Genomic DNA, 17,440 nt, shown 5'->3' with positions numbered 1-17,440 from the left:
TTGGATCCGGAGGGTGTGAGGGGGATCAGTCCCAGTGCCGGCCGTCGTCTGTACTGAGCGACGCTTCCAGGAAGCACTGGTGCGTATCGGCCATGCGGTGCATGTCATCGAGCAACGTGGCCAGGATTTCATCCAGATCCCTTTCGGGATCGGTGGGAGCAGTCAACTGGTACTCGCTGCTGGCGGTGTTCAGGCGCACAGCCTGGAACGGGGCCAAGCAGATCTCTTCAATTCGGCCTCGGGCCTTGGCCGCGCCGCGGCCCGTGCGGGCAAACGGGGTCAGCACCATGCGCAGGCGCAGCTGCAGGGCCGATTTGCCCTCCGGCGCCGGCAGTGCCATCGCCGGTACCGGCACGGTTGGACTGGGCAGGCTTGCTTCAATGCGGTCCCGGGCAAACGGGTCACGCCCGTCCAGGTAACGCATGGCCGACTGCACATCGCGCCAGCCCACGTACTCCATCAAGGCCTTCATGTCCCAGCCTTGGTCGTTGGCCCAGCTGGCAAAGCCGCGGCGCAACGAATGGCTGCTGTGGAGCCCCGCATCGGCAAAGCCGGCACTGGTCAGCAACTCGCGTAGCAGGCGCACCAAGCTGTTGGGATGCAGGCCCTCGGCGCTCACCTGGCCCCATTGGTTAACCGCCCGAAACACCGGCCCTTCGTGCAGGTCGGCCGCCTGCAGCCACGCCTGGGTCGCCTCCACCGGACATAACCGCGACAGCGCCGGCACCTTGTAGGTGACGCCGGCTGCCTGGCGATCACCCTTGCTGCGTGGCAAGAAGCAGGTCATCCCCTGTCCCGGCACCAGCGTGAGATGGGCCACGTCCAGACGCAGCAGTTCATCGCCACGGAATCCCCGCCAGAACCCGAGCAGCACCAGCGCTCGGTCTCGTTGATGGCGCAGCGCCGCCGGCCCATCGCCCCGGGCATGTGCCGCAGCGATCGCCGCGGCCAGCCAGTCATCGAGCTCGACCAGCCGCCGAATCTGGAGCGGCGCGGCTTGCTTGACCTGGCCCGGGTGCAGGGTCTGGATGCCTTTGAGCACCTTGCGCACCAGCGGCGATCGGGTCGGGTCGACAAAGCCGTGGTCGCGGTGCCAAGAGGCGATGGCCGCCAGACGTTGGCGGAGGGTGCTGGTCGCCAAGGTCTGCGCATAAGCGGCCAGGTACCGGGCCACGCTGTCAGGTGTCGCTGGGAGGTGGCCTTGCCATTCAACCTCGAAGTGCCGCAGCGCCGACGCATAGCTGCGCACCGTGTTCTGGCGCGTGGCCGCATCGAGGTAGCGGTCCAGTTCGGTCACTGGCGCGTGGCCTCCACCGAGGTCGTCTGGCGCAGCGTCGACAGGATGGTGCATTCCGCCCGCTGCCCGCCATGGCAACTGGCAATCACCCGTTCCAGCTCGCTGGCCATGCGCTGCAGGTCGGCCATGCGGGCGCGCACGTCGGCCAGATGGCTGCGGGCCAACCGGTCCACGTCCCCGCACGAAAGCTCCTCATCGCCGGCCAGCTGCAGCAGGCTGCGGACCTCCTCCAGGCTGAAGCCCAGGTCCCGGCCACGCGCAATGAAGCGCAGCCGCTCGATGTCGGCCGGGCCATAGACCCGGTAGCCGTTGCCCGTGCGCCCCGGGCGCGGCAGCAACCCGATCCGCTCGTAATAGCGAATCGTCTCCAAGTGGCATCCGCTGGCGTCGGCAGCCTCACTGATTTTCATTCGTAGTACGCTTGACTCCGTAGTAGCTACGGACTTTACGCTGAACCCGTATCCGCCGCCACTCCGGCCGCGGCGCTGCATGTGACGACCATGCCACTGCCCATCGCCTTGATTCGCTACTGCTTGATTGCCTTGCTGATCGGCTGGGTTCTGCCCGCTTCTGCTCAGGCGGAGCCTGCCGCAGCAGACCTGCGCCAAACCTGGCAGATGCTCGATTACATCGCGGTCGACTACCCCGGCGCGGTCCAGGCCGGTCGCGTAATTGCCCCCAACGAATACGCCGAAATGAGCGAGTTTGCCGGCGCCGTGCGCAGTCAGCTGGCAGCATTGCCCGGTGGCCAGAACCAGCAGGAGCTGACGGCCCAGGCCGACCGCCTGGTCCAGGCGGTGGCAGAGAAGGCCGACCCGGCGCAAGTGGCAACGTTGGCGCGCGGGCTCGGCACGACGCTGTTGGCCCGCTACCCGATCGGCGCTGTTCCGGCGAGCGCGCCGAAGACCTCCCAGGCCGCGTCCATCTACAGCCAGCAGTGCGCGGCCTGTCACGGCCCCACAGGTCACGGTGATGGCCCCGCCGCGCAAGCGTTAAGTCCGCCGCCGATCGCGTTCACCGATGCCACTCGCGCCGCGCAGCGAACGCCGCTGTCGTTGTACGAGGTCATTTCCCAGGGTGTGCCGGGTACCGGCATGGTCAGCTTCTCTGGGCTGTCAGAAAGTGATCGCTGGGCGTTGGCATTCTATGTGGGCAGCTTGGGGTACTCCTCGCAAGCCAAGGCTCAAGGTGAGGCGTTATGGCGCACCAGTGCCGAGGCCCATACGCACATTCCCTCGCTCGAAGCGCTGACACGCACGCGAGAGGCCGATCTTGCCACCACGATGCCCGCCGATCAGGCAAACGCGATCATCGCCTACCTGCGTTCGCAGCCACAGGCAGTAAACGAAGCGGTACCAGGAGCCGATCGCTTTGCGGTGGCGCGGCAGCGACTGGCCGCCAGCCAGCGCGCTTACGCTGATGAGGACCTGGCTCAAGCCAAAAAGCTTGCGCTCTCGTCCTATCTGGATGGTGTAGAGCCGCTTGAACCCACGCTGGCCACGCGCAATCCGTCATTGCTGCGAGAGATCGAGACGGCCATGGCAGGCTACCGCGCGCAGCTGGATCAGCATGCGCCCGCGGCTGACGTTGCCGGGCAGGCAGCGCAAATTGCCCAGCTGTTTGATCGCGCGGACGTGGCGCTGCAGGACACCCGAATAGGCGCCAGCACCGCGTTTCTAGGCAGCTTTACCATCTTGGTACGCGAAGGACTGGAAGCGCTGCTGATCGTGATTGGTATCGTGGCGTTCTTGCGTAAAGCCGAGCGGTCTGATGTGTTGCCGTATGTGCATGCGGGTTGGATCTGCGCGTTGTTGGCAGGCGCAGCTACCTGGGCAGTGGCCACTTACTTTGTTGATATCAGCGGTGCGAACCGGGAAGTCACTGAGGGCGTCTCGGCCTCGTTCGCTGCCGCTGTCCTGCTCAGCGTAGGCATCTGGATGCACCAAAAGAGCCTTGCAGGGCGGTGGCAGGAGTACCTGCACGCCAAGCTGACGACTGCGCTGACACGGCGCTCGGCTGTTTTCCTGTTCATGCTGGCCTTTGTCGCGGTGTACCGCGAGGTGTTTGAGACGATCTTGTTCTACATCGCGATGTGGAGCGATCAGGCGTCCACCGCCATCCTCGCAGGCCTGGTGGCGGGAATCGCGGTGTTGGCTGCGGTGGCGTACTGGATGCTGCGCATGAGCAGGCGGCTGCCGATTGGCCGGTTCTTTTCGATCAGCTCGATTCTCATCGCGGTGATGGCGGTCATCCTGATCGGTAAAGGCGTGGCCGCGTTGCAGGAAGCGGGCTGGATCTCTCAAACACCGCTCGCGTTGCCGCGCATCGAGTGGATCGGCCTGTATCCCACCTGGCAGTCGCTGCTGGCGCAGGTATTGGTAGGCACCGCCGCCATCGTGGGGTTCCTCGCCAATGCCCGTTCCGGTGTGCGTAGACAGCCAGGCGCAAACAAGCAATGAAACAACACAGCAGAGGACCAAGACATGAGTGATTGCGGGTGCCACCACGAAGCCAAGAACAAGGAGGAGCGACGCATCCTCTGGATCGCCTTGGTCCTGAATGCAGCGATGGCCGTGATCGGCGGCATTGCCGGCTGGATTGCCCATTCCACCGGGCTGCTGGCTGACGCGCTGGACATGCTGTCTGACGCCACCGCCTATGCCATTGGCCTGGTCGCTATCGGGCGCACGGCGCGCTTCAAGGCCAACGCCGCGTGGGTCAGTGGCAGCGTGCTGCTGGTGCTGGGCGTAGGCGTGCTGGTCGAAGTCGGCCGCCGGGTGATGTACGGCGCCGAGCCGGTCAGCGGTTGGATGATCGGTACCGCTCTGGTCTCGCTGGCCGTGAACCTGAAGGTGCTCCGTATGCTCGCCCCCTTGAAGTCTGGCGAAGTGCATCTGCGAGCGACCTGGCTGTTTACCCGCGCCGATGTGGTGGCCAACGTTGGGGTGATTCTGGCCGGCCTGTTGGTGTGGTGGCTGGCCAGCCCCTACCCGGATTTCGTGATCGGCGCCCTGATCGGCCTGTATGTGATCAAGGAGGCTTTCGAGATCTTGGGTGATGCTCGCCGGGCGCGTGCCGACGCGCGCAAAACGCCTGCATGACAGCGCTTGGCCGGCTGAGCTGTGGCCTGCGCTGGCTGCTGCTGGCGCACTTGGCCGTGGGCCTTGTGACGCAGCCGGTGCTGGCAGTGGTTGGCGAGCTCCATGCTCAAACCCATCTGGCCGCGGCCGACCATGACCCGGCAGTGGCATCACCAGCTTCCGAGCGTGGCGTAGACGCCGCGCTGCACCGGCTACAGCAGCTGGTGCTGTGCTGTAGCCAGGCCGCGCCGGCTCCAGAAATAGTGTTGGCCATTGCTCATATCGGCCGGCATTGGCCGTCGGCGACAGCCCATGCGGACAGATATCGGCATGAGCACCTGCTCGCGCCGTTCCGGCCGCCGATCGCAGGGTGATGCGCGCCGGCGTGCGCCGGATCCCTGTTGGCTATCGAAAATTCTGGAGTACTTCATGCATGTGCGATTGGCGGCCCTGGCCGCGTGGCTACTGTTGAGCGCGGCGGCAACGCCGGCGACAGCAGAAGAGCTGATGACCTTGGACGACGCGTTTGCACGCGTGGCCCAAACCCACCCCGAGCTGCGCCTGGTCGATGCGCGAGCCACGGTGCTCGCTGCCGAGCGCGACCAGGCCGTGCAGCGGCCACCGTGGACGTTGGGGGCGGAGGTTGAAAATGCGCTGGGCACGGGCGCGGCCCGTGGCCTGGACAGCGCGGAGTTGACCTTGAGCCTGAGCTCGGTCCTGGAGCGCGGCGGCAAGCTCGACGCCCGCCGCACCTTGGCCCAAAGCCGGATTGATGCACTGGCCGTGCAGCGCGAGACCGGGCGGCTGGACCTGCTCGCCGAGACGGCGCAGCGCTATTTGGCCGTTGTCGGTGCCGACCGGCAACGCAGCCTGGCGAACATGGATGTCGGCCAGCGCCAGCGGACCGTCGCCGCTGCCCGGCAGCGCCTGCAGGCTGGCGCGTCTCCCGAATCGGTGATGCTCACCGCACAAGCAGCACTGGCGAGAGCAGAATTGACCCGTGATCGGGCCGAGCAGCAGCGCATTGCCGCCCGGCAGCACCTTGCTGCCCTCTGGGGCGAACGTGCTCCGAGCTTCGAGGTGGCCGCGGCGGATCCCATGACCCTGCCGGCGATCGCGTCCATGCAGTCGCTGGCCGAGGAATTGGAGCGCACTCCCGAGTTGGCGCAGTTTGCCGATGCCCGCCGGATCGCGCAGGCACGACTGCAGCTGGCGCGTTCGGCGGCCTCGCCGGACTTGTCGTGGCAGCTGGGCGTGCGCCGCCTGCAGGAGACTGACGACACCGCGCTGGTGGCCAGCCTGTCCATGCCACTGGGCAGCCGCAGCCGCGCGCAGCCGGAGATCCGCGCCGGCGAAGCCGAGCTGGAGGTTCTGACGATCGAGCGCGAGGCCAAGGGCCTGTCGCTGTATTCCACGCTGGTCGAAGCCCATGGTCGCTACACCGTGGCGCAGGCCGAGGTGGCACGGCTGCAAGGCGAGGTGCTGCCGAAGTTGGCCCGGGCTGAGCAGGCCGCCGAGCGCGCCTATCGCGCCGGCGCGATCAGCTACCTGGAATGGGCACAGCTGCAGTCCGAACGCACGGCCATGGCCCAGCAGCAGCTGGACGTGGCGCTCGATGCGCAGCGCGCCCTGATCGAAATTCAACGCCTGACCGGCCAGGCGCTTGTCGCGCCGCCGGCGGCTGCTTCCACCGGAGAGACCCCATGAATCGCTTTTCCTGGACCGCACTGGGCATGGCCCTGATGATGCTGGCCGCCTGCAACGCGTCGGCCCCCAACGAAGCGTCCGAAGGCGGCGCCGCCGCTGAGGGCGAAGAGCACGGCGAGCACGAGGAAGCGCCGCTGGAAACCAAGATTGCCGCCAAAGCTGCGCAGGCAGCGGGTATCCAGGTCGCACCGGCAGGCCCCGGTGAGATTGCTGACGAGCATGAGGTGCAAGGGCTGTTGACCCCGATTGACGGTCGCATCGCGCAGGTCACGGCACGCTTCCCCGGACCGGTCCGCTCCGTGCGTGCGGGCGTGGGTGATCAGGTACGGGCCGGCCAGGCACTGGCCACGGTAGAGAGCAACCTGAGCCTGACCACCTATACCGTCACCGCGCCGATCAGTGGCGTGGTCATGGCGCGCACGGCCGCCGTAGGCATGGCCGCCGCTGAGGGCGCGCCGCTGTTTGAGGTCGCCGACCTGTCCACGCTGTGGGTGGACCTGCACATCTTCGGCGCCGACGCCCAGCACATCGGTGCTGGCGTGCCGGTGACGGTTACCCGCTTGAGCGATGGCGTCACCGCACAGACCACCTTGGAGCGCGTCCTGCCCGGCACCGCCACCGCCAGCCAAAGCACCATTGCGCGCGGCACGGTGGCCAACACCGATGGCCTGTGGCGGCCGGGGTCGGCGGTCAAGGCGCGGGTCACCGTGGATCGCCAATCGGCAGCGTTGGTGGTGCCGATCACGGCGCTGCAGACCGCAGAAGACCAGGACGTGGTCTACGTGCAGCAGGGCGAAACCTACCACACCCGGCCGGTGAAGCTGGGGCGCCGCGACGCCGAACGCGCCGAAGTGCTGGAAGGCCTCAAGGCCGGTGAACAGGTGGTGGTGGCCCAAAGCTTCCTGATCAAGGCCGACATCGAAAAGTCCACCGTGGAAGAAGAATGAGGCCCGCCATGCTCGAACGCCTCATTGGGCTGTCCATCCGCCATCGCTGGCTGACGCTAGTGCTCACCGCTGCGCTGGTTGCGCTGGGCGTGTGGAGCTACCGTCACCTTTCCATTGACGCCACACCCGACATCACCAACGTCCAGGTCCAGATCAACACCCAGGCCCCGGGTTACTCGCCGCTGGAGGCCGAACAACGGGTCACCTTTGCCATCGAAACGGCCATGGCCGGTCTGCCCAAGCTGGACTACAGCCGCTCGCTGTCGCGCTACGGGCTTTCGCAGGTCACCGTGGTGTTCAAGGACGGCACCGACCTGTACTTTGCCCGCCAGCAGGTCGCCGAGCGCCTGCAGCAGATCGCTTCCCAGCTGCCCGACGGATTGGACCCGGAAATGGGGCCGATCTCCACCGGGTTGGGCGAGATCTTCATGTACACCGTGGAGGCCGAGCCCAACGCTCGCAAGCCCGACGGCACCCCGTACACCGCCACGGACCTGCGCACCCTGCAGGACTGGGTGATCCGGCCGCAGCTGCGCACCACGCCCGGCGTCACCGAGGTCAACACCATCGGCGGCTTCGAGCGGCAGATCCACATCACCCCGGATCCGGCCCAGTTGGTGGCGCTGGGCTTTACGTTGAACGACGTGGTCGCCGCGGTCATGCGCAACAACCAGAACATCGGTGCCGGCTACATCGAGCGCAATGGACAGCAGTTCCTGGTGCGCGTGCCTGGCCAGCTGGCGAATCTGGATGCGATCGGCAACATCGTGCTGGATCGCCGCGATGGTGTGCCCATCCGGGTGCGCGACGTCGCTAGCGTGGGCGAAGGCAAGGAGCTGCGCACGGGCGCGGCCACCCAGAATGGCCACGAGGTCGTGGTCGGTACCGCCTTCATGCTGTTTGGCGCCAACAGCCGGGAAGTCTCCCAGGCGGCCGCGGCCAAGCTGGACGCTGCCAACGCCAGCTTGCCTGCCGGCGTCCATGCCAAGGCCGTCTATGACCGCACGGCGCTGGTGGACCGCACCATCGGCACGGTGTCCAAGAACCTGATCGAGGGCGCGCTGCTGGTGGTGGTGGTGCTGTTCCTGCTGCTGGGCAATGTGCGCGCCTCGTTGATCACTGCGGCGGTGATTCCGCTGGCGATGCTGTTCACCATCATCGGCATGGTGCGTGGCGGCGTGTCGGGCAACCTGATGAGCCTGGGCGCGCTGGACTTCGGCCTGATCGTGGACGGTGCGGTGATCATCATCGAGAACTGCCTACGCCGGTTCGGGGAGGCGCAGCACGCGCTGGGCCGCCAGCTCAATGATGAAGAGCGCTATGACCTGACCGCCTCGGCCACCGCCGAGGTGATCCGTCCCAGCCTGTTTGGCCTGGGCATCATCGCCGCGGTCTACCTGCCGATCTTCGCGCTGTCCGGGGTGGAAGGAAAAATGTTCCACCCGATGGCGATCACGGTGGTGCTGGCCCTGACCGGTGCCATGGTGTTGTCGCTGACCTTTGTGCCGGCAGCGATCGCCAGCTTCCTGCGCGGCCGTGTGGCTGAGCACGACAACCGCCTGATGCGCTGGTCGCGCGCCCGTTATACGCCGCTGCTGGATTGGGCCCTGCGTCGGCGCGTGGTGGTGCTGGCCGGCGCGGCCGTGCTGGTGGTGGGCTGTGGCGTGCTGGCCACCCGCTTGGGTTCGGAGTTCGTGCCGAGCCTGGATGAGGGCGACATCACCTTGCAGCCCATGCGTATTCCCGGCACCAGCTTGGAGCAGTCGGTGGCCATGCAGGAAACGCTGGAGAAGCGCCTGGCCCAGTTCCCGGAGGTGGCCAACATCTTCTCCAAGATCGGCACCGCCGAGGTGGCCACCGATCCTATGCCGCCGTCGATGGCCGACACCTTCCTGATGCTCAAGCCCCGCGACCAGTGGCCCGACCCGCGCAAGCCCAAGGCCGAGCTGGTGGAAGAGCTGGAGGCGGCGGCCAAGGAAATCCCGGGCAGCAACTACGAGTTCACCCAGCCCATCCAGATGCGCACCAACGAGTTGATCTCCGGCGTCCGTTCGGACGTGGCGGTCAAGGTCTACGGCGACAACCTTGACCAGTTGACGCGCCTGGCCAGCCGGGTCGAGCGGGTCATGCGTAGCGTCCCCGGCGCCGAAGACGTCAAGGCCGAGCAGGTCTCCGGCCTGCCGCTGCTGACCATCACGCCAGATCCGGCGGCATTGGCACGGTATGGCCTGAACCCGGGCGATGTGCAGGAAACGGTGGCCACCGCCATTGGGGGCAGTGTTGCCGGCCAGTTGATCGAGGGCGACCGCCGCTTCGACCTGGTCGTGCGCCTGCCCGAAGCGCAGCGCCAAGACCCCGCTGTGCTGGCAGATCTGCCCATTCCGCTGCCGGCAAGCACCAGTGTCGATGAGTCCAGCCGTCTGGCCGCCGGCGCCAATGGGGGGCCTCGCACGGTGCCGCTGCGGGAAGTGGCGAAGATCCAGGTAGAGCGCGGGCCCAATCAGATCAACCGCGAGAACGGCAAGCGCCGCGTGGTGATCACCGCCAACGTGCGCGAGCGCGATCTGGGCGGGTTCGTCGGCGAGTTGCGCACACGCATCGGCCAGGATGTCGCGCTTCCAGAGGGCTACTGGATCGATTACGGCGGCACCTTCGAGCAGCTGATCTCGGCCACCCAACGCCTGGGCGTGGTCGTTCCGGTGACACTGGCGTTGATCTTCGCTCTGCTATTCATGGCCTTCGGCTCGGCCAAGGATGCGGCCATTGTGTTCAGTGGCGTGCCGCTGGCGCTGACCGGCGGTGTGCTGGCACTGGCTCTGCGCGGGATTCCGTTGTCGATCTCTGCCGGCGTGGGCTTCATCGCGCTGTCGGGCGTGGCCGTACTCAACGGGCTGGTCATGATCGCCTTCATCCGCCGTCTGCGCGAACAGGGCGATCCGCTAGACGACGCTGTGCGCGACGGCGCCCTTGGACGCCTGCGACCGGTGTTGATGACCGCCCTGGTAGCCTCGCTGGGCTTCCTACCCATGGCCTTGAATGTCGGTGCTGGCTCGGAAGTGCAGCGGCCGCTGGCCACTGTCGTCATCGGCGGCATCGTCTCATCCACCGCATTGACCTTGTTGGTGCTGCCGGTGCTCTATCGTTGGCTGCATCGCGACCGAGCTCCCCGCGCCGGTAGCACTGCTTTGGAGTCCCCATGAACGAGCTCAACCTGGAACAGGTCCGTGCGGCGATGTTTACCGACCCGGGCGTGAAAGCGGTGGACGACCTGCGCCTGGTCGCCGGTGAGCATGGCCGTGCGATCGCGGCCACCATCACCGTCGCTGCGCCCTCGGTCGACCTGGACCTGGTGCATGCTGTGATTGCCCAGGTCCTGGCCGATCAATTCGGCATCGATCAGATCATGCTGTGTTTCAACGACCCGGGCCCGGTACCGCCGCCGCCCACCGCGGTGCCGTTAAAGAAGATGTGATCGCAGCCCCTGGCTCTATGCGTCTGCGCTGGCAGGCGCATAGAGCTGATGACCCGGCAACGCGCACGCGCCGGCATACACAAAGGCCACGCTTTGCCGCACGCACGTCAGCTATTACCGCGAGCCTAAGCTGCGCCCCAAGCGAATCTGCGATGAGGCGTCCCATGGGCAGCACGGTACACGAAACAGCAAGTAGCGATGCTCGGGTTCGCTTGTACGCACTCAACGCGTCTGCGAGCCCGAGAGCTGCTTCAACCCAATCGCGGAAAACAAGGTGTGTCACGAAAGTATCCCGTTTTTCAGAAGATTCGCACTCTCCGCCCATGCCGACGGGCGCCAACGAACTACGGCGTCTGCAGCCATGCCGGACCTTACTCAGCCCGGGTCGAGATCAATGTGCTGTAAGTACTCGGGGATGCATGCAGACCAATGCAGCTGCCGCTCAATGGCTAACCTCTGAGCGTCGGCAGCGTCTGGCTCTCCGTGTGTGATGAAAACCCGCCGCGGAGTCGTCTGTGCCGTGCGCAGCCAGCTTAGAAGTTCATCGGCGTCGGCGTGGGCAGAAGCTGCTTCCACCTGTACCACCTCGGCACGTATCGGCACGTCCTGACCATAGATTCGCAGTAACTTGTCACCGCGCACCAATGCCGCCCCGCGCGTTCCCCCTGCCTGGAAGCCTGGCAAAAGGATCATGTTGCGACAATCCGGGCCAAAGGCGATGAGATGATGAAGAATGCGTCCCCCGGTCAGCATTCCACTACCCGCGACGATGATCATAGGGCCTTGCCGAAGGTTGAGAGCCTTGGATTCCTCGATGCTATTGACGAGCCGGGTTGCCGCGTGCAACCGCTCCAGTGCGGCGTCATCCAGCAGATGTTCGTTTCTGTATTTCCCATAGAGCAAGGTGACGTCCTTTGCCATGGGGCTGTTCAAGTAGATCGGGGCGCGCGGAATCCGCCCTTCCGCCTGCAGGGTGGCGATCACGTGCAACAAGAGCTGGGCGCGCCCCACCGCGAACGCCGGTATCATCACCACTCCACCCCGCCCGAGGGTGCGCCGGATCGGCTCGATAAGCAGGTCCGTCAAAGACGTCGTCGGATGGCGCCGATTGCCGTATGTCGATTCGACCACGACCCAATCCGATGCCGGCAGCGCCCAGGGAGGGCGCATCACCGGATCGTTCGAACGACCGACATCACCACTGAACGTGATGCGCCTGCCCCGATGGATCAGCGATACCGATGCGGCGCCAAGGATGTGTCCCTGTTTGCGAAACGTAGCCGTTACGCCAGGCACCGGTTCAAAGGGATCGGAAAAGTAGACGACGCGCATTAGATCCAGGCACCGTTGCGCATCCTCCTCGGTGTAGAGCGGCTCGGCCGGATGGTGTTTCGAGCTGCCACGCTGATTGGCGTGGCGCGCCTCCTCCTCCAGCAGGCGCGCGGCGTCGGGGAGAAGTGTCCTGCATAGATCCCGGGTGGCCGGTGTGCACCACACGGATCCATGGAATCCCTGCTTCATCAGTCGTGGCAGATATCCGCTGTGATCCAGGTGCGCGTGGGTGAGCACCACCGCATCAATGGATGCGGGATCCACCGGAAACGGTAGCCAGTTCCGCAATCGCAGCGGTTTGTATCCCTGGAAGAGCCCGCAATCCACCATGACGCGGGCGCCACCGGCCTCTATCAGGTAGCGTGAGCCGGTGACAGTATCCGTGCCGCCCAGGAACGAGACACTGAGGCGGGTTGCATCGTGAGGCGGATTGTTCACGTACATGGATCACCTGGGAGGGCGTTGGATCAGCCGTGCGGCAGGCCAAGCCGGCGTTGCTCGGCAGCCGATGCCCGGTACGGGAGAACTGGGTGGCCAGCGGGCTTCACGCCGATCTCAGTGGGCGAGAAATACTGGTATCGGACTGTGCCGGATCAGTGTGCGGGTAACGCCGCCAAACAGGAATTCCGAGGCACGGGATCTGCCGTAGCCGCCGGCGACAATGCAATCGGCGCCGCTCTCCTTCACGAAGTTCAGTATGGCCGGTCCTGCTCCACCTTCCTCATAGCCGCGGTGCACAGGCGAGGCTGAGACGCCGTGGCGCTGTAGATGAGTCACCAGGCGCAGAGTCGCGTCTTTCTCCCTGCTGGGTTCGCCGGGACCGGCATCGATAGACAACAGGTGTACACGCTGTGCAGCGACAAGCAACGGCAAGGCATCATGGACCGCGCGAATGGATTCCCTCGTGCTTTTCCATGCAATTACAACGTCACGCGGCACCGCATCGCGTGCTTCCGGTGGCACGAGCAGCAGCGGCACGCCCGATTCCACCAGCAACGAGGAGACAAGCGTGTCCTCAATGCCGGGGTCATCGCGATGCAACCCCAAGATGGTCAGGTCAACGCATCGTGACTGAGGCATCACCTGATCCACAGGCCCCTCCCACACCCTCTCGTTCGCGGACACGAGCCAATCTACCCCTGCGCCCGCCAGCCGCTCCTCCAGCGACGTGGCAAGCATCCTGACCGTTTCCTTGGCCGGCTCGTGCAGAGCGGTGTAGACGGCAGGGTAGTACATCCAACCCGTCGCTACCGGCACAACTACACTGGCCCCAGCCAGAGCTACCAGACGGCTCCCCTGCTCACGCGAAAGCGCCGTGGCCAGACCCAACGCCTGCTCGTGCAGGCGCCCCAAGACGAAGGGCAGCAGAATGTCGCAGTACATGATCGGTCTCCCCGGGGTGAAGGAGTCGTTAGCTTGAGCCCCGCGCGACGAATGAACTTGATCGAAGTCAACGAAAGTTCCCCTGGATCGTTGACTTGGATCAAGTCATCCCGGGATTCGTTCTGGACAAATGCCCGAGCAGAATCGCCATTGACCGATTCCAGTGGGCAACCAAAAATGCTGAGCATCGTCCAGGATCCGGCAGGCACCGCCGCGGGGCTGATTACCGCCTCTGTCGTGGGCGCCCTTGTTGGACTGGCCTGGCAGCGAGCAGGCGGGAGGATGGCGGCGGCCCACACGCGCTTTGGGGGCAGTGTTGTGCTTGCGCTGGTCGCGATCTCAGGCGGGTTGGGAGCGCTGCTGGGAGGCGCGGCGCTGGTAGCTGGCGCAGTGCTGCTGGGCCTGGCAGTCTGCCCTCGCCCACGACACTCCCAGGCAGCCGCGGCCAGTCTGATTGTGCTGCCTGCCCTGTATCTGGTAGGCGCCATTGCGGTAAGCGCACCTGCAACGGCGATCCTCGCCGGCAGTGCCATCCTGGTGATACTGGTTGGGGGCCCTGCCCTGATACGGAAGGTGAATGCGAAGGTTTCCAGCCGTGAGCTTCGGGACGTCGCAACGGTGCTGGTTGCTGGCTTTCTGATTCTTCCCTTGCTTCCAGACCGCACCGTCGACCCTTGGGAAGTCATCAACCCGAGTCGGCTCGGCACACTCATCGTGGCGCTGATGGCAGTCAGCGTCGGAGCGCACCTGGCGCTACGCCATCTGGGGCCCCGGTCGGCCTTGGCCTTGACCGGCTTCGCCGGTGGGTTTGTCTCCAGTACCGCCACCATCGCGGCAATGGCGGACGGGGCGCGGTCGTCGCCCCGGCTGGCGCCTGCATTCGCAGGAGCAGCCTTGCTTTCCAACGTGGCCATGATTCTGCAGTTGGGCCTGGTAATGGGCACGCTGGCACCTGCATTACTCGCCTACAGCATGGTCCCGCTGGTCTGCTCGGCAATCGTGGCCATGGGGATAGCATTGGCATTCGGATGGCGGTCCTTGCTCAGTACCTCAGCGGTGTCCGGGCTGGCCATCGTGCGGCCATTCAAACCGTTGGCGATCGTGGTTTTTGTTGGGCTGATCGTCATTCTGCTTCTGGCAGCAAGTCTGCTGCGAGACTGGCTGGGTGACGAGAGCCTGCCCTGGACTCTGGGCATCTCCGGCATTGCCGACGTACATGCCGCCACCGCCTCTGCCGCCCAGATGGTTGGTGCGGAGCGGATCAGCAACGGTATCGCGATACAGGCGATCACCATCGCACTCGCGACCAACTCATTGCTGAAATGCTTGATCGCCGCGGCAAGGGGCGGATGGCGCTTCTCTGCTCCGTTGTTGATCGGGACCAGCCTGATCGTCGGAACGTTCGCTGTGGCCGCCGGGCGTAGCGGGTGATCGTCAACACCTTGACCCACGTCAATATCTCCGTGCAGGACTGGCGGAGAATGCGGGGCAACGCCGGCCTCTGTGTCCAACAGCCAAGATGGATATTCTTGTCCCTTTGACGGATACGCCCGCTGATGCTTCTGCCATGCAGCTGGCAGCAGCGCTTGTCGGCGCCCGTGGCGGGCACATCACGCTGGTGCAGCCAGTGGAATCTCCCTTGCCCGACGTTGCACGCGCCGAAGTCCCGCCCAGAGTCGCCACGCTCTTGCGCCGGGTTGCGCAGTGGAGCGTTCCGCATGACATCCAGATCGAGGACGGGCGCGCGGAACGTCCTGTGGACGCGATTGCCCTGCGCGCACAGGGTTTCGACCAGGTGATAATGGCGTGCGCCGGACATGACCACGCCGAGCGCAGGCTGCAACATGCTCAGTTCTCTTCACTGGTTAGCCGATCCGGACGCCCCATCCTGGCATTGCCAGGGAGAACCCGTTTCGACGGAATCTTCAAGCGGGCCGTCATCGGCTGGAGTGCAACCCCCGAATCCGCTCGCGCGGCACATGATTTCCTGAGATTGGATTTCGCGTGTGCCCTTGTGGTTACCACCGTGGACGGAAGTGACCGGGTCAATGAACATGCTCAGGCGTTCATCAACAGTCTGATGCGGCAGGGGCGAGAAGCGATATTTACTCCCGTGTCGTCAGATGGGGGGAGCGTGGCTGAAGCGCTACTGGGCCACGCATTTGATAGCCAGGCGGATCTACTCGTCTGCGGCGCCTATGGCCATTCGCGCGCGCGCGAATGGCTGCTGGGGGGAACGACGAGGGAGCTCTTCGAGCGCACCCTCACGCCCCTGTTCCTGTCACGTTGACGCACCAGGATGCCAGAGCCATGTTGAAGGATATTCTTGTGCCTTTGTCAGACTCATCAGCAGATGACGCGGCCATCCGCTTCGCCGTCGAGATCGGCAGGTCGCAGGACGCGCGGGTGCGCATCATCGAAACGGTCGACCTGCCTCCGCCGGCGATCGGGACTGCTGATCCGACGCCCCGCGCATCGTTCCTGGCTGCCCAGGACGCATGTCGGCGGGAGGCCTCGGAAAGAGCCTCAAGGATCAGGGCCAGAATCGCAGAGCACCCTGGTGTTTCCGTAGAAGTTCACGAAGCGGGCATTGAATCTCCTGCAGAGCTCGCCGCTCGACTGGCCTTCTCTGCGGATCTGGCCATTGTCGGGGGCTGGTCAGGATTCGCCAAGGCCGACCCAGCGGGCGTGGCCCTGTTCAATGCGCTGCTTTTTGACGCGGGAAGGCCCGTTGTGGTGGTGCCGCCGCATTGGCGGGCAAGCGACCACTCGTGTGCGATTGTGGGTTGGAAAGACACCCCAAACGCATGCCGCGCCCTGCACAGCGCGATCCCATTGCTACAGCAGGTGCAGACTGTCCTTCTGGTGGAGATATGCAGCCATTCGGACGAGATGGAGGGTGCTGCTGGCACTGTCACAGCTTCCCTCATTGAACACCTCCGGAGCTGGGGCATCGCCGCATCGGCCACCCGGCTGCTTGCCAGACACCGCCGTTCCAGCGAGGTCCTGCTCGATCACGCCCGCGCGACCAAGGCGACGTTGATCGTGGTTGGCGGATACGGACACTCCCGCCTGCGCGAGCGGACCATCGGAGGGATGACGATGGAGCTATTGCAGGGGGCGACCATTCCGGTCCTTTATGCCCATTGAGTACCCCCAACGCCAGGATCGTGCCTCGGCAGCGGCGAAAGGCAGATTGGGGAGCACGCAGTCGGACTCCTGGCGCTTCGCGCTGTTCTGCCTTGGAATCTACATAGGGTGCTGGCTGCTTGCCGCAGTCGAACCCTACCACCGGCGCGACTGGTTGCTGGAGAATCTGCTGGTATTCATCGCCATTCCCTACGTTGTCTTCCAGCAGTGGAAGCGCCCGTTCCGGCCCGCAACCAATGTCTCGCTTCTGCTTTTTCTGTGCCTGCATGCCGTGGGCGCTCATTTTACGTACTCGGAAGTCCCTTACGACGCTTGGGCGCAGAAACTTGCGGGCTACAGGATCACCGACCTGTTCGGCTGGGATCGCAACCATTTCGACAGACTCGTTCACCTCGCCTACGGCGTATTGGTCTTTCCCGCGGCGAGAGAGCTCTACGCAAGGCGTGCTGTGGCCAGCGAGCTGACGCTGACCCTGATTGCCACTCAGTTCATCGTCGCCACGTCCGCTGCCTATGAACTGATCGAATGGGGCGCGGTTCTGGTGGTCGACCAGGACCTTGGAATGGCTTATCTCGGCATCCAGGGCGACGTGTGGGATGCGCACAAGGATGTGCTGTTGGCGTCGGCTGGAGCGATCATCAGCGCGGTGGGTGCCAGCGTACGGCACGCCACGTCTGCTCACTCCCGGTCGTCGGACTGATCCACGCAGAAGATCCTGTGCATGGCAACCAGCATCGCCTCAACGCGGCTGTCATTGATGCGATAGAAGACTGAACGTGACTCTCGCCGGGTCGTCACCAGATGCCGTTGACGCAGTTCGGCGAGCTGCTGGGAAAGGGCCGGCTGTCGGATGCCGGTGGCCTCCTCGAGGGCGCCGACGGTCGACTCCCCTTGGGACAGCTGACAAAGCAACAGCAGACGCGACGGCGTGGCCATGAAGCGCAGCAACTCGGCCACTTCAGGCGCCCGTTCCTTCATGTCGGCCAGGTTGTTGGCGGTGAGGCGGTTGGTCAAGAGCGGTTCACCAGAAAGGAGAGCTAGAGCGTACCTGTTAATCCGCACGCCAGCTGAA

At 65.0% G+C, this 17,440-nt stretch carries 16 protein-coding genes; 11 read left to right on the top strand and 5 right to left on the bottom strand.

Annotation, left to right across the window (positions count from 1 at the left end; all coding sequences use genetic code 11):
* Positions 1-25: 25 nt before the first annotated feature.
* Together AC5P7R_RS20325 and AC5P7R_RS20320 are read right to left on the bottom strand one after the other, a co-directional pair.
* Positions 26-1,297, bottom strand: coding sequence for a site-specific integrase (locus AC5P7R_RS20325; protein WP_100451120.1), 1,272 nt, complete (start codon positions 1,295-1,297; stop codon positions 26-28).
* Positions 1,294-1,707, bottom strand: a complete 414-nt coding sequence (locus AC5P7R_RS20320; protein WP_012480230.1) for a MerR family transcriptional regulator — start codon at positions 1,705-1,707, stop codon at positions 1,294-1,296. The genes AC5P7R_RS20325 and AC5P7R_RS20320 overlap by 4 nt, the downstream gene beginning before the upstream one ends.
* 90 nt (positions 1,708-1,797) lie before the next feature.
* Here AC5P7R_RS20320 and AC5P7R_RS20315 point away from each other — a divergent pair, with 90 nt between their 5' ends.
* Genes AC5P7R_RS20315 through AC5P7R_RS20285 form a run of 7 tightly spaced genes read left to right on the top strand, consistent with a single transcriptional unit; the run spans position 1,798 to position 10,503 of the window.
* Positions 1,798-3,756, top strand: a complete 1,959-nt coding sequence (locus AC5P7R_RS20315) for an FTR1 family protein (protein WP_049430610.1) — start codon at positions 1,798-1,800, stop codon at positions 3,754-3,756.
* Positions 3,757-3,780: 24 nt separating this feature from the next.
* Complete coding sequence (locus tag AC5P7R_RS20310) at positions 3,781-4,398, top strand: cation efflux transmembrane domain-containing protein (RefSeq protein WP_005413376.1); 618 nt, start codon at positions 3,781-3,783, stop codon at positions 4,396-4,398.
* Positions 4,395-4,751, top strand: coding sequence for a hypothetical protein (locus tag AC5P7R_RS20305; RefSeq protein WP_012480228.1), 357 nt, complete (start codon positions 4,395-4,397; stop codon positions 4,749-4,751). Before AC5P7R_RS20310 ends, AC5P7R_RS20305 begins: the two co-directional genes overlap by 4 nt.
* A gap of 55 nt (positions 4,752-4,806) precedes the next feature.
* On the top strand, positions 4,807-6,084 hold the full coding sequence (locus AC5P7R_RS20300) for a TolC family protein (protein WP_012480227.1): 1,278 nt from the start codon (positions 4,807-4,809) through the stop codon (positions 6,082-6,084).
* Entirely contained in the window at positions 6,081-7,031 is a 951-nt protein-coding gene (locus AC5P7R_RS20295; RefSeq protein ID WP_021201906.1) for an efflux RND transporter periplasmic adaptor subunit, read from the top strand. The genes AC5P7R_RS20300 and AC5P7R_RS20295 overlap by 4 nt, the downstream gene beginning before the upstream one ends.
* Positions 7,032-7,039: 8 nt before the next feature.
* On the top strand, positions 7,040-10,231 hold the full coding sequence (locus AC5P7R_RS20290; protein ID WP_005413379.1) for an efflux RND transporter permease subunit: 3,192 nt from the start codon (positions 7,040-7,042) through the stop codon (positions 10,229-10,231).
* Positions 10,228-10,503 (top strand): hypothetical protein, encoded by a 276-nt coding sequence (locus tag AC5P7R_RS20285; protein ID WP_005413380.1) that lies wholly within the window; start codon positions 10,228-10,230, stop codon positions 10,501-10,503. Before AC5P7R_RS20290 ends, AC5P7R_RS20285 begins: the two co-directional genes overlap by 4 nt.
* 375 nt (positions 10,504-10,878) lie before the next feature.
* Here AC5P7R_RS20285 and AC5P7R_RS20280 read toward each other — a convergent pair whose 3' ends face one another.
* Together AC5P7R_RS20280 and AC5P7R_RS20275 are read right to left on the bottom strand one after the other, a co-directional pair.
* Positions 10,879-12,279: an MBL fold metallo-hydrolase RNA specificity domain-containing protein gene (locus tag AC5P7R_RS20280; RefSeq protein ID WP_100443864.1), complete on the bottom strand. Its 1,401-nt coding sequence runs from the start codon at positions 12,277-12,279 to the stop codon at positions 10,879-10,881.
* A 111-nt stretch (positions 12,280-12,390) separates the two neighbouring features.
* Positions 12,391-13,218: a universal stress protein gene (locus tag AC5P7R_RS20275; protein WP_049430389.1), complete on the bottom strand. Its 828-nt coding sequence runs from the start codon at positions 13,216-13,218 to the stop codon at positions 12,391-12,393.
* Between the two features lie 51 nt (positions 13,219-13,269).
* Between AC5P7R_RS20275 and AC5P7R_RS20270 the strand changes: the two genes are divergently transcribed.
* The 4 genes from AC5P7R_RS20270 (at position 13,270) to AC5P7R_RS20255 (ending at position 17,068) form a co-directional block, all read left to right on the top strand.
* Positions 13,270-14,649: an MgtC/SapB family protein gene (locus tag AC5P7R_RS20270; RefSeq protein ID WP_080101814.1), complete on the top strand. Its 1,380-nt coding sequence runs from the start codon at positions 13,270-13,272 to the stop codon at positions 14,647-14,649.
* Positions 14,650-14,737: 88 nt separating this feature from the next.
* Entirely contained in the window at positions 14,738-15,508 is a 771-nt protein-coding gene (locus AC5P7R_RS20265) for a universal stress protein (RefSeq protein WP_049447182.1), read from the top strand.
* Positions 15,509-15,528: 20 nt separating this feature from the next.
* Entirely contained in the window at positions 15,529-16,368 is an 840-nt protein-coding gene (locus tag AC5P7R_RS20260) for a universal stress protein (RefSeq protein WP_049430394.1), read from the top strand.
* Positions 16,358-17,068 (top strand): DUF2238 domain-containing protein, encoded by a 711-nt coding sequence (locus AC5P7R_RS20255; RefSeq protein ID WP_049430396.1) that lies wholly within the window; start codon positions 16,358-16,360, stop codon positions 17,066-17,068. Before AC5P7R_RS20260 ends, AC5P7R_RS20255 begins: the two co-directional genes overlap by 11 nt.
* On the opposite strand, the gene AC5P7R_RS20250 is transcribed toward AC5P7R_RS20255, so the two are convergent.
* Positions 17,047-17,346 carry an ArsR/SmtB family transcription factor gene (locus AC5P7R_RS20250; protein WP_032967187.1) on the bottom strand — a complete coding sequence of 100 codons (300 nt, stop codon included), beginning with the start codon at positions 17,344-17,346 and terminating at the stop codon, positions 17,047-17,049. The genes AC5P7R_RS20255 and AC5P7R_RS20250 overlap by 22 nt on opposite strands.
* Between the last annotated feature and the right edge of the window lie 94 nt (positions 17,347-17,440).

This window comes from Stenotrophomonas sp. YJH_SMC_27, assembly GCF_059369815.1.
Note: the sequence above shows the minus strand (reverse complement) of the source record. Positions and strands in the feature narration are given on the sequence as shown.

Excerpts from the sequence above, each read along its gene's own strand:
- AC5P7R_RS20320 (WP_012480230.1), bottom strand. The coding sequence starts at position 1,707 with ATGAAAATCAGTGAGGCTGCCGACGCCAGCGGATGCCACTTGGAGACG.
- AC5P7R_RS20315 (WP_049430610.1), top strand. The coding sequence starts at position 1,798 with ATGCCACTGCCCATCGCCTTGATTCGCTACTGCTTGATTGCCTTGCTG.
- AC5P7R_RS20310 (WP_005413376.1), top strand. The coding sequence starts at position 3,781 with ATGAGTGATTGCGGGTGCCACCACGAAGCCAAGAACAAGGAGGAGCGA.
- AC5P7R_RS20305 (WP_012480228.1), top strand. The coding sequence starts at position 4,395 with ATGACAGCGCTTGGCCGGCTGAGCTGTGGCCTGCGCTGGCTGCTGCTG.
- AC5P7R_RS20300 (WP_012480227.1), top strand. The coding sequence starts at position 4,807 with ATGCATGTGCGATTGGCGGCCCTGGCCGCGTGGCTACTGTTGAGCGCG.
- AC5P7R_RS20295 (WP_021201906.1), top strand. The coding sequence starts at position 6,081 with ATGAATCGCTTTTCCTGGACCGCACTGGGCATGGCCCTGATGATGCTG.
- AC5P7R_RS20290 (WP_005413379.1), top strand. The coding sequence starts at position 7,040 with ATGCTCGAACGCCTCATTGGGCTGTCCATCCGCCATCGCTGGCTGACG.
- AC5P7R_RS20285 (WP_005413380.1), top strand. The coding sequence starts at position 10,228 with ATGAACGAGCTCAACCTGGAACAGGTCCGTGCGGCGATGTTTACCGAC.
- AC5P7R_RS20280 (WP_100443864.1), bottom strand. The coding sequence starts at position 12,279 with ATGTACGTGAACAATCCGCCTCACGATGCAACCCGCCTCAGTGTCTCG.
- AC5P7R_RS20275 (WP_049430389.1), bottom strand. The coding sequence starts at position 13,218 with ATGTACTGCGACATTCTGCTGCCCTTCGTCTTGGGGCGCCTGCACGAG.
- AC5P7R_RS20270 (WP_080101814.1), top strand. The coding sequence starts at position 13,270 with ATGAACTTGATCGAAGTCAACGAAAGTTCCCCTGGATCGTTGACTTGG.
- AC5P7R_RS20265 (WP_049447182.1), top strand. The coding sequence starts at position 14,738 with ATGGATATTCTTGTCCCTTTGACGGATACGCCCGCTGATGCTTCTGCC.
- AC5P7R_RS20260 (WP_049430394.1), top strand. The coding sequence starts at position 15,529 with ATGTTGAAGGATATTCTTGTGCCTTTGTCAGACTCATCAGCAGATGAC.
- AC5P7R_RS20255 (WP_049430396.1), top strand. The coding sequence starts at position 16,358 with ATGCCCATTGAGTACCCCCAACGCCAGGATCGTGCCTCGGCAGCGGCG.
- AC5P7R_RS20250 (WP_032967187.1), bottom strand. The coding sequence starts at position 17,346 with ATGAAGGAACGGGCGCCTGAAGTGGCCGAGTTGCTGCGCTTCATGGCC.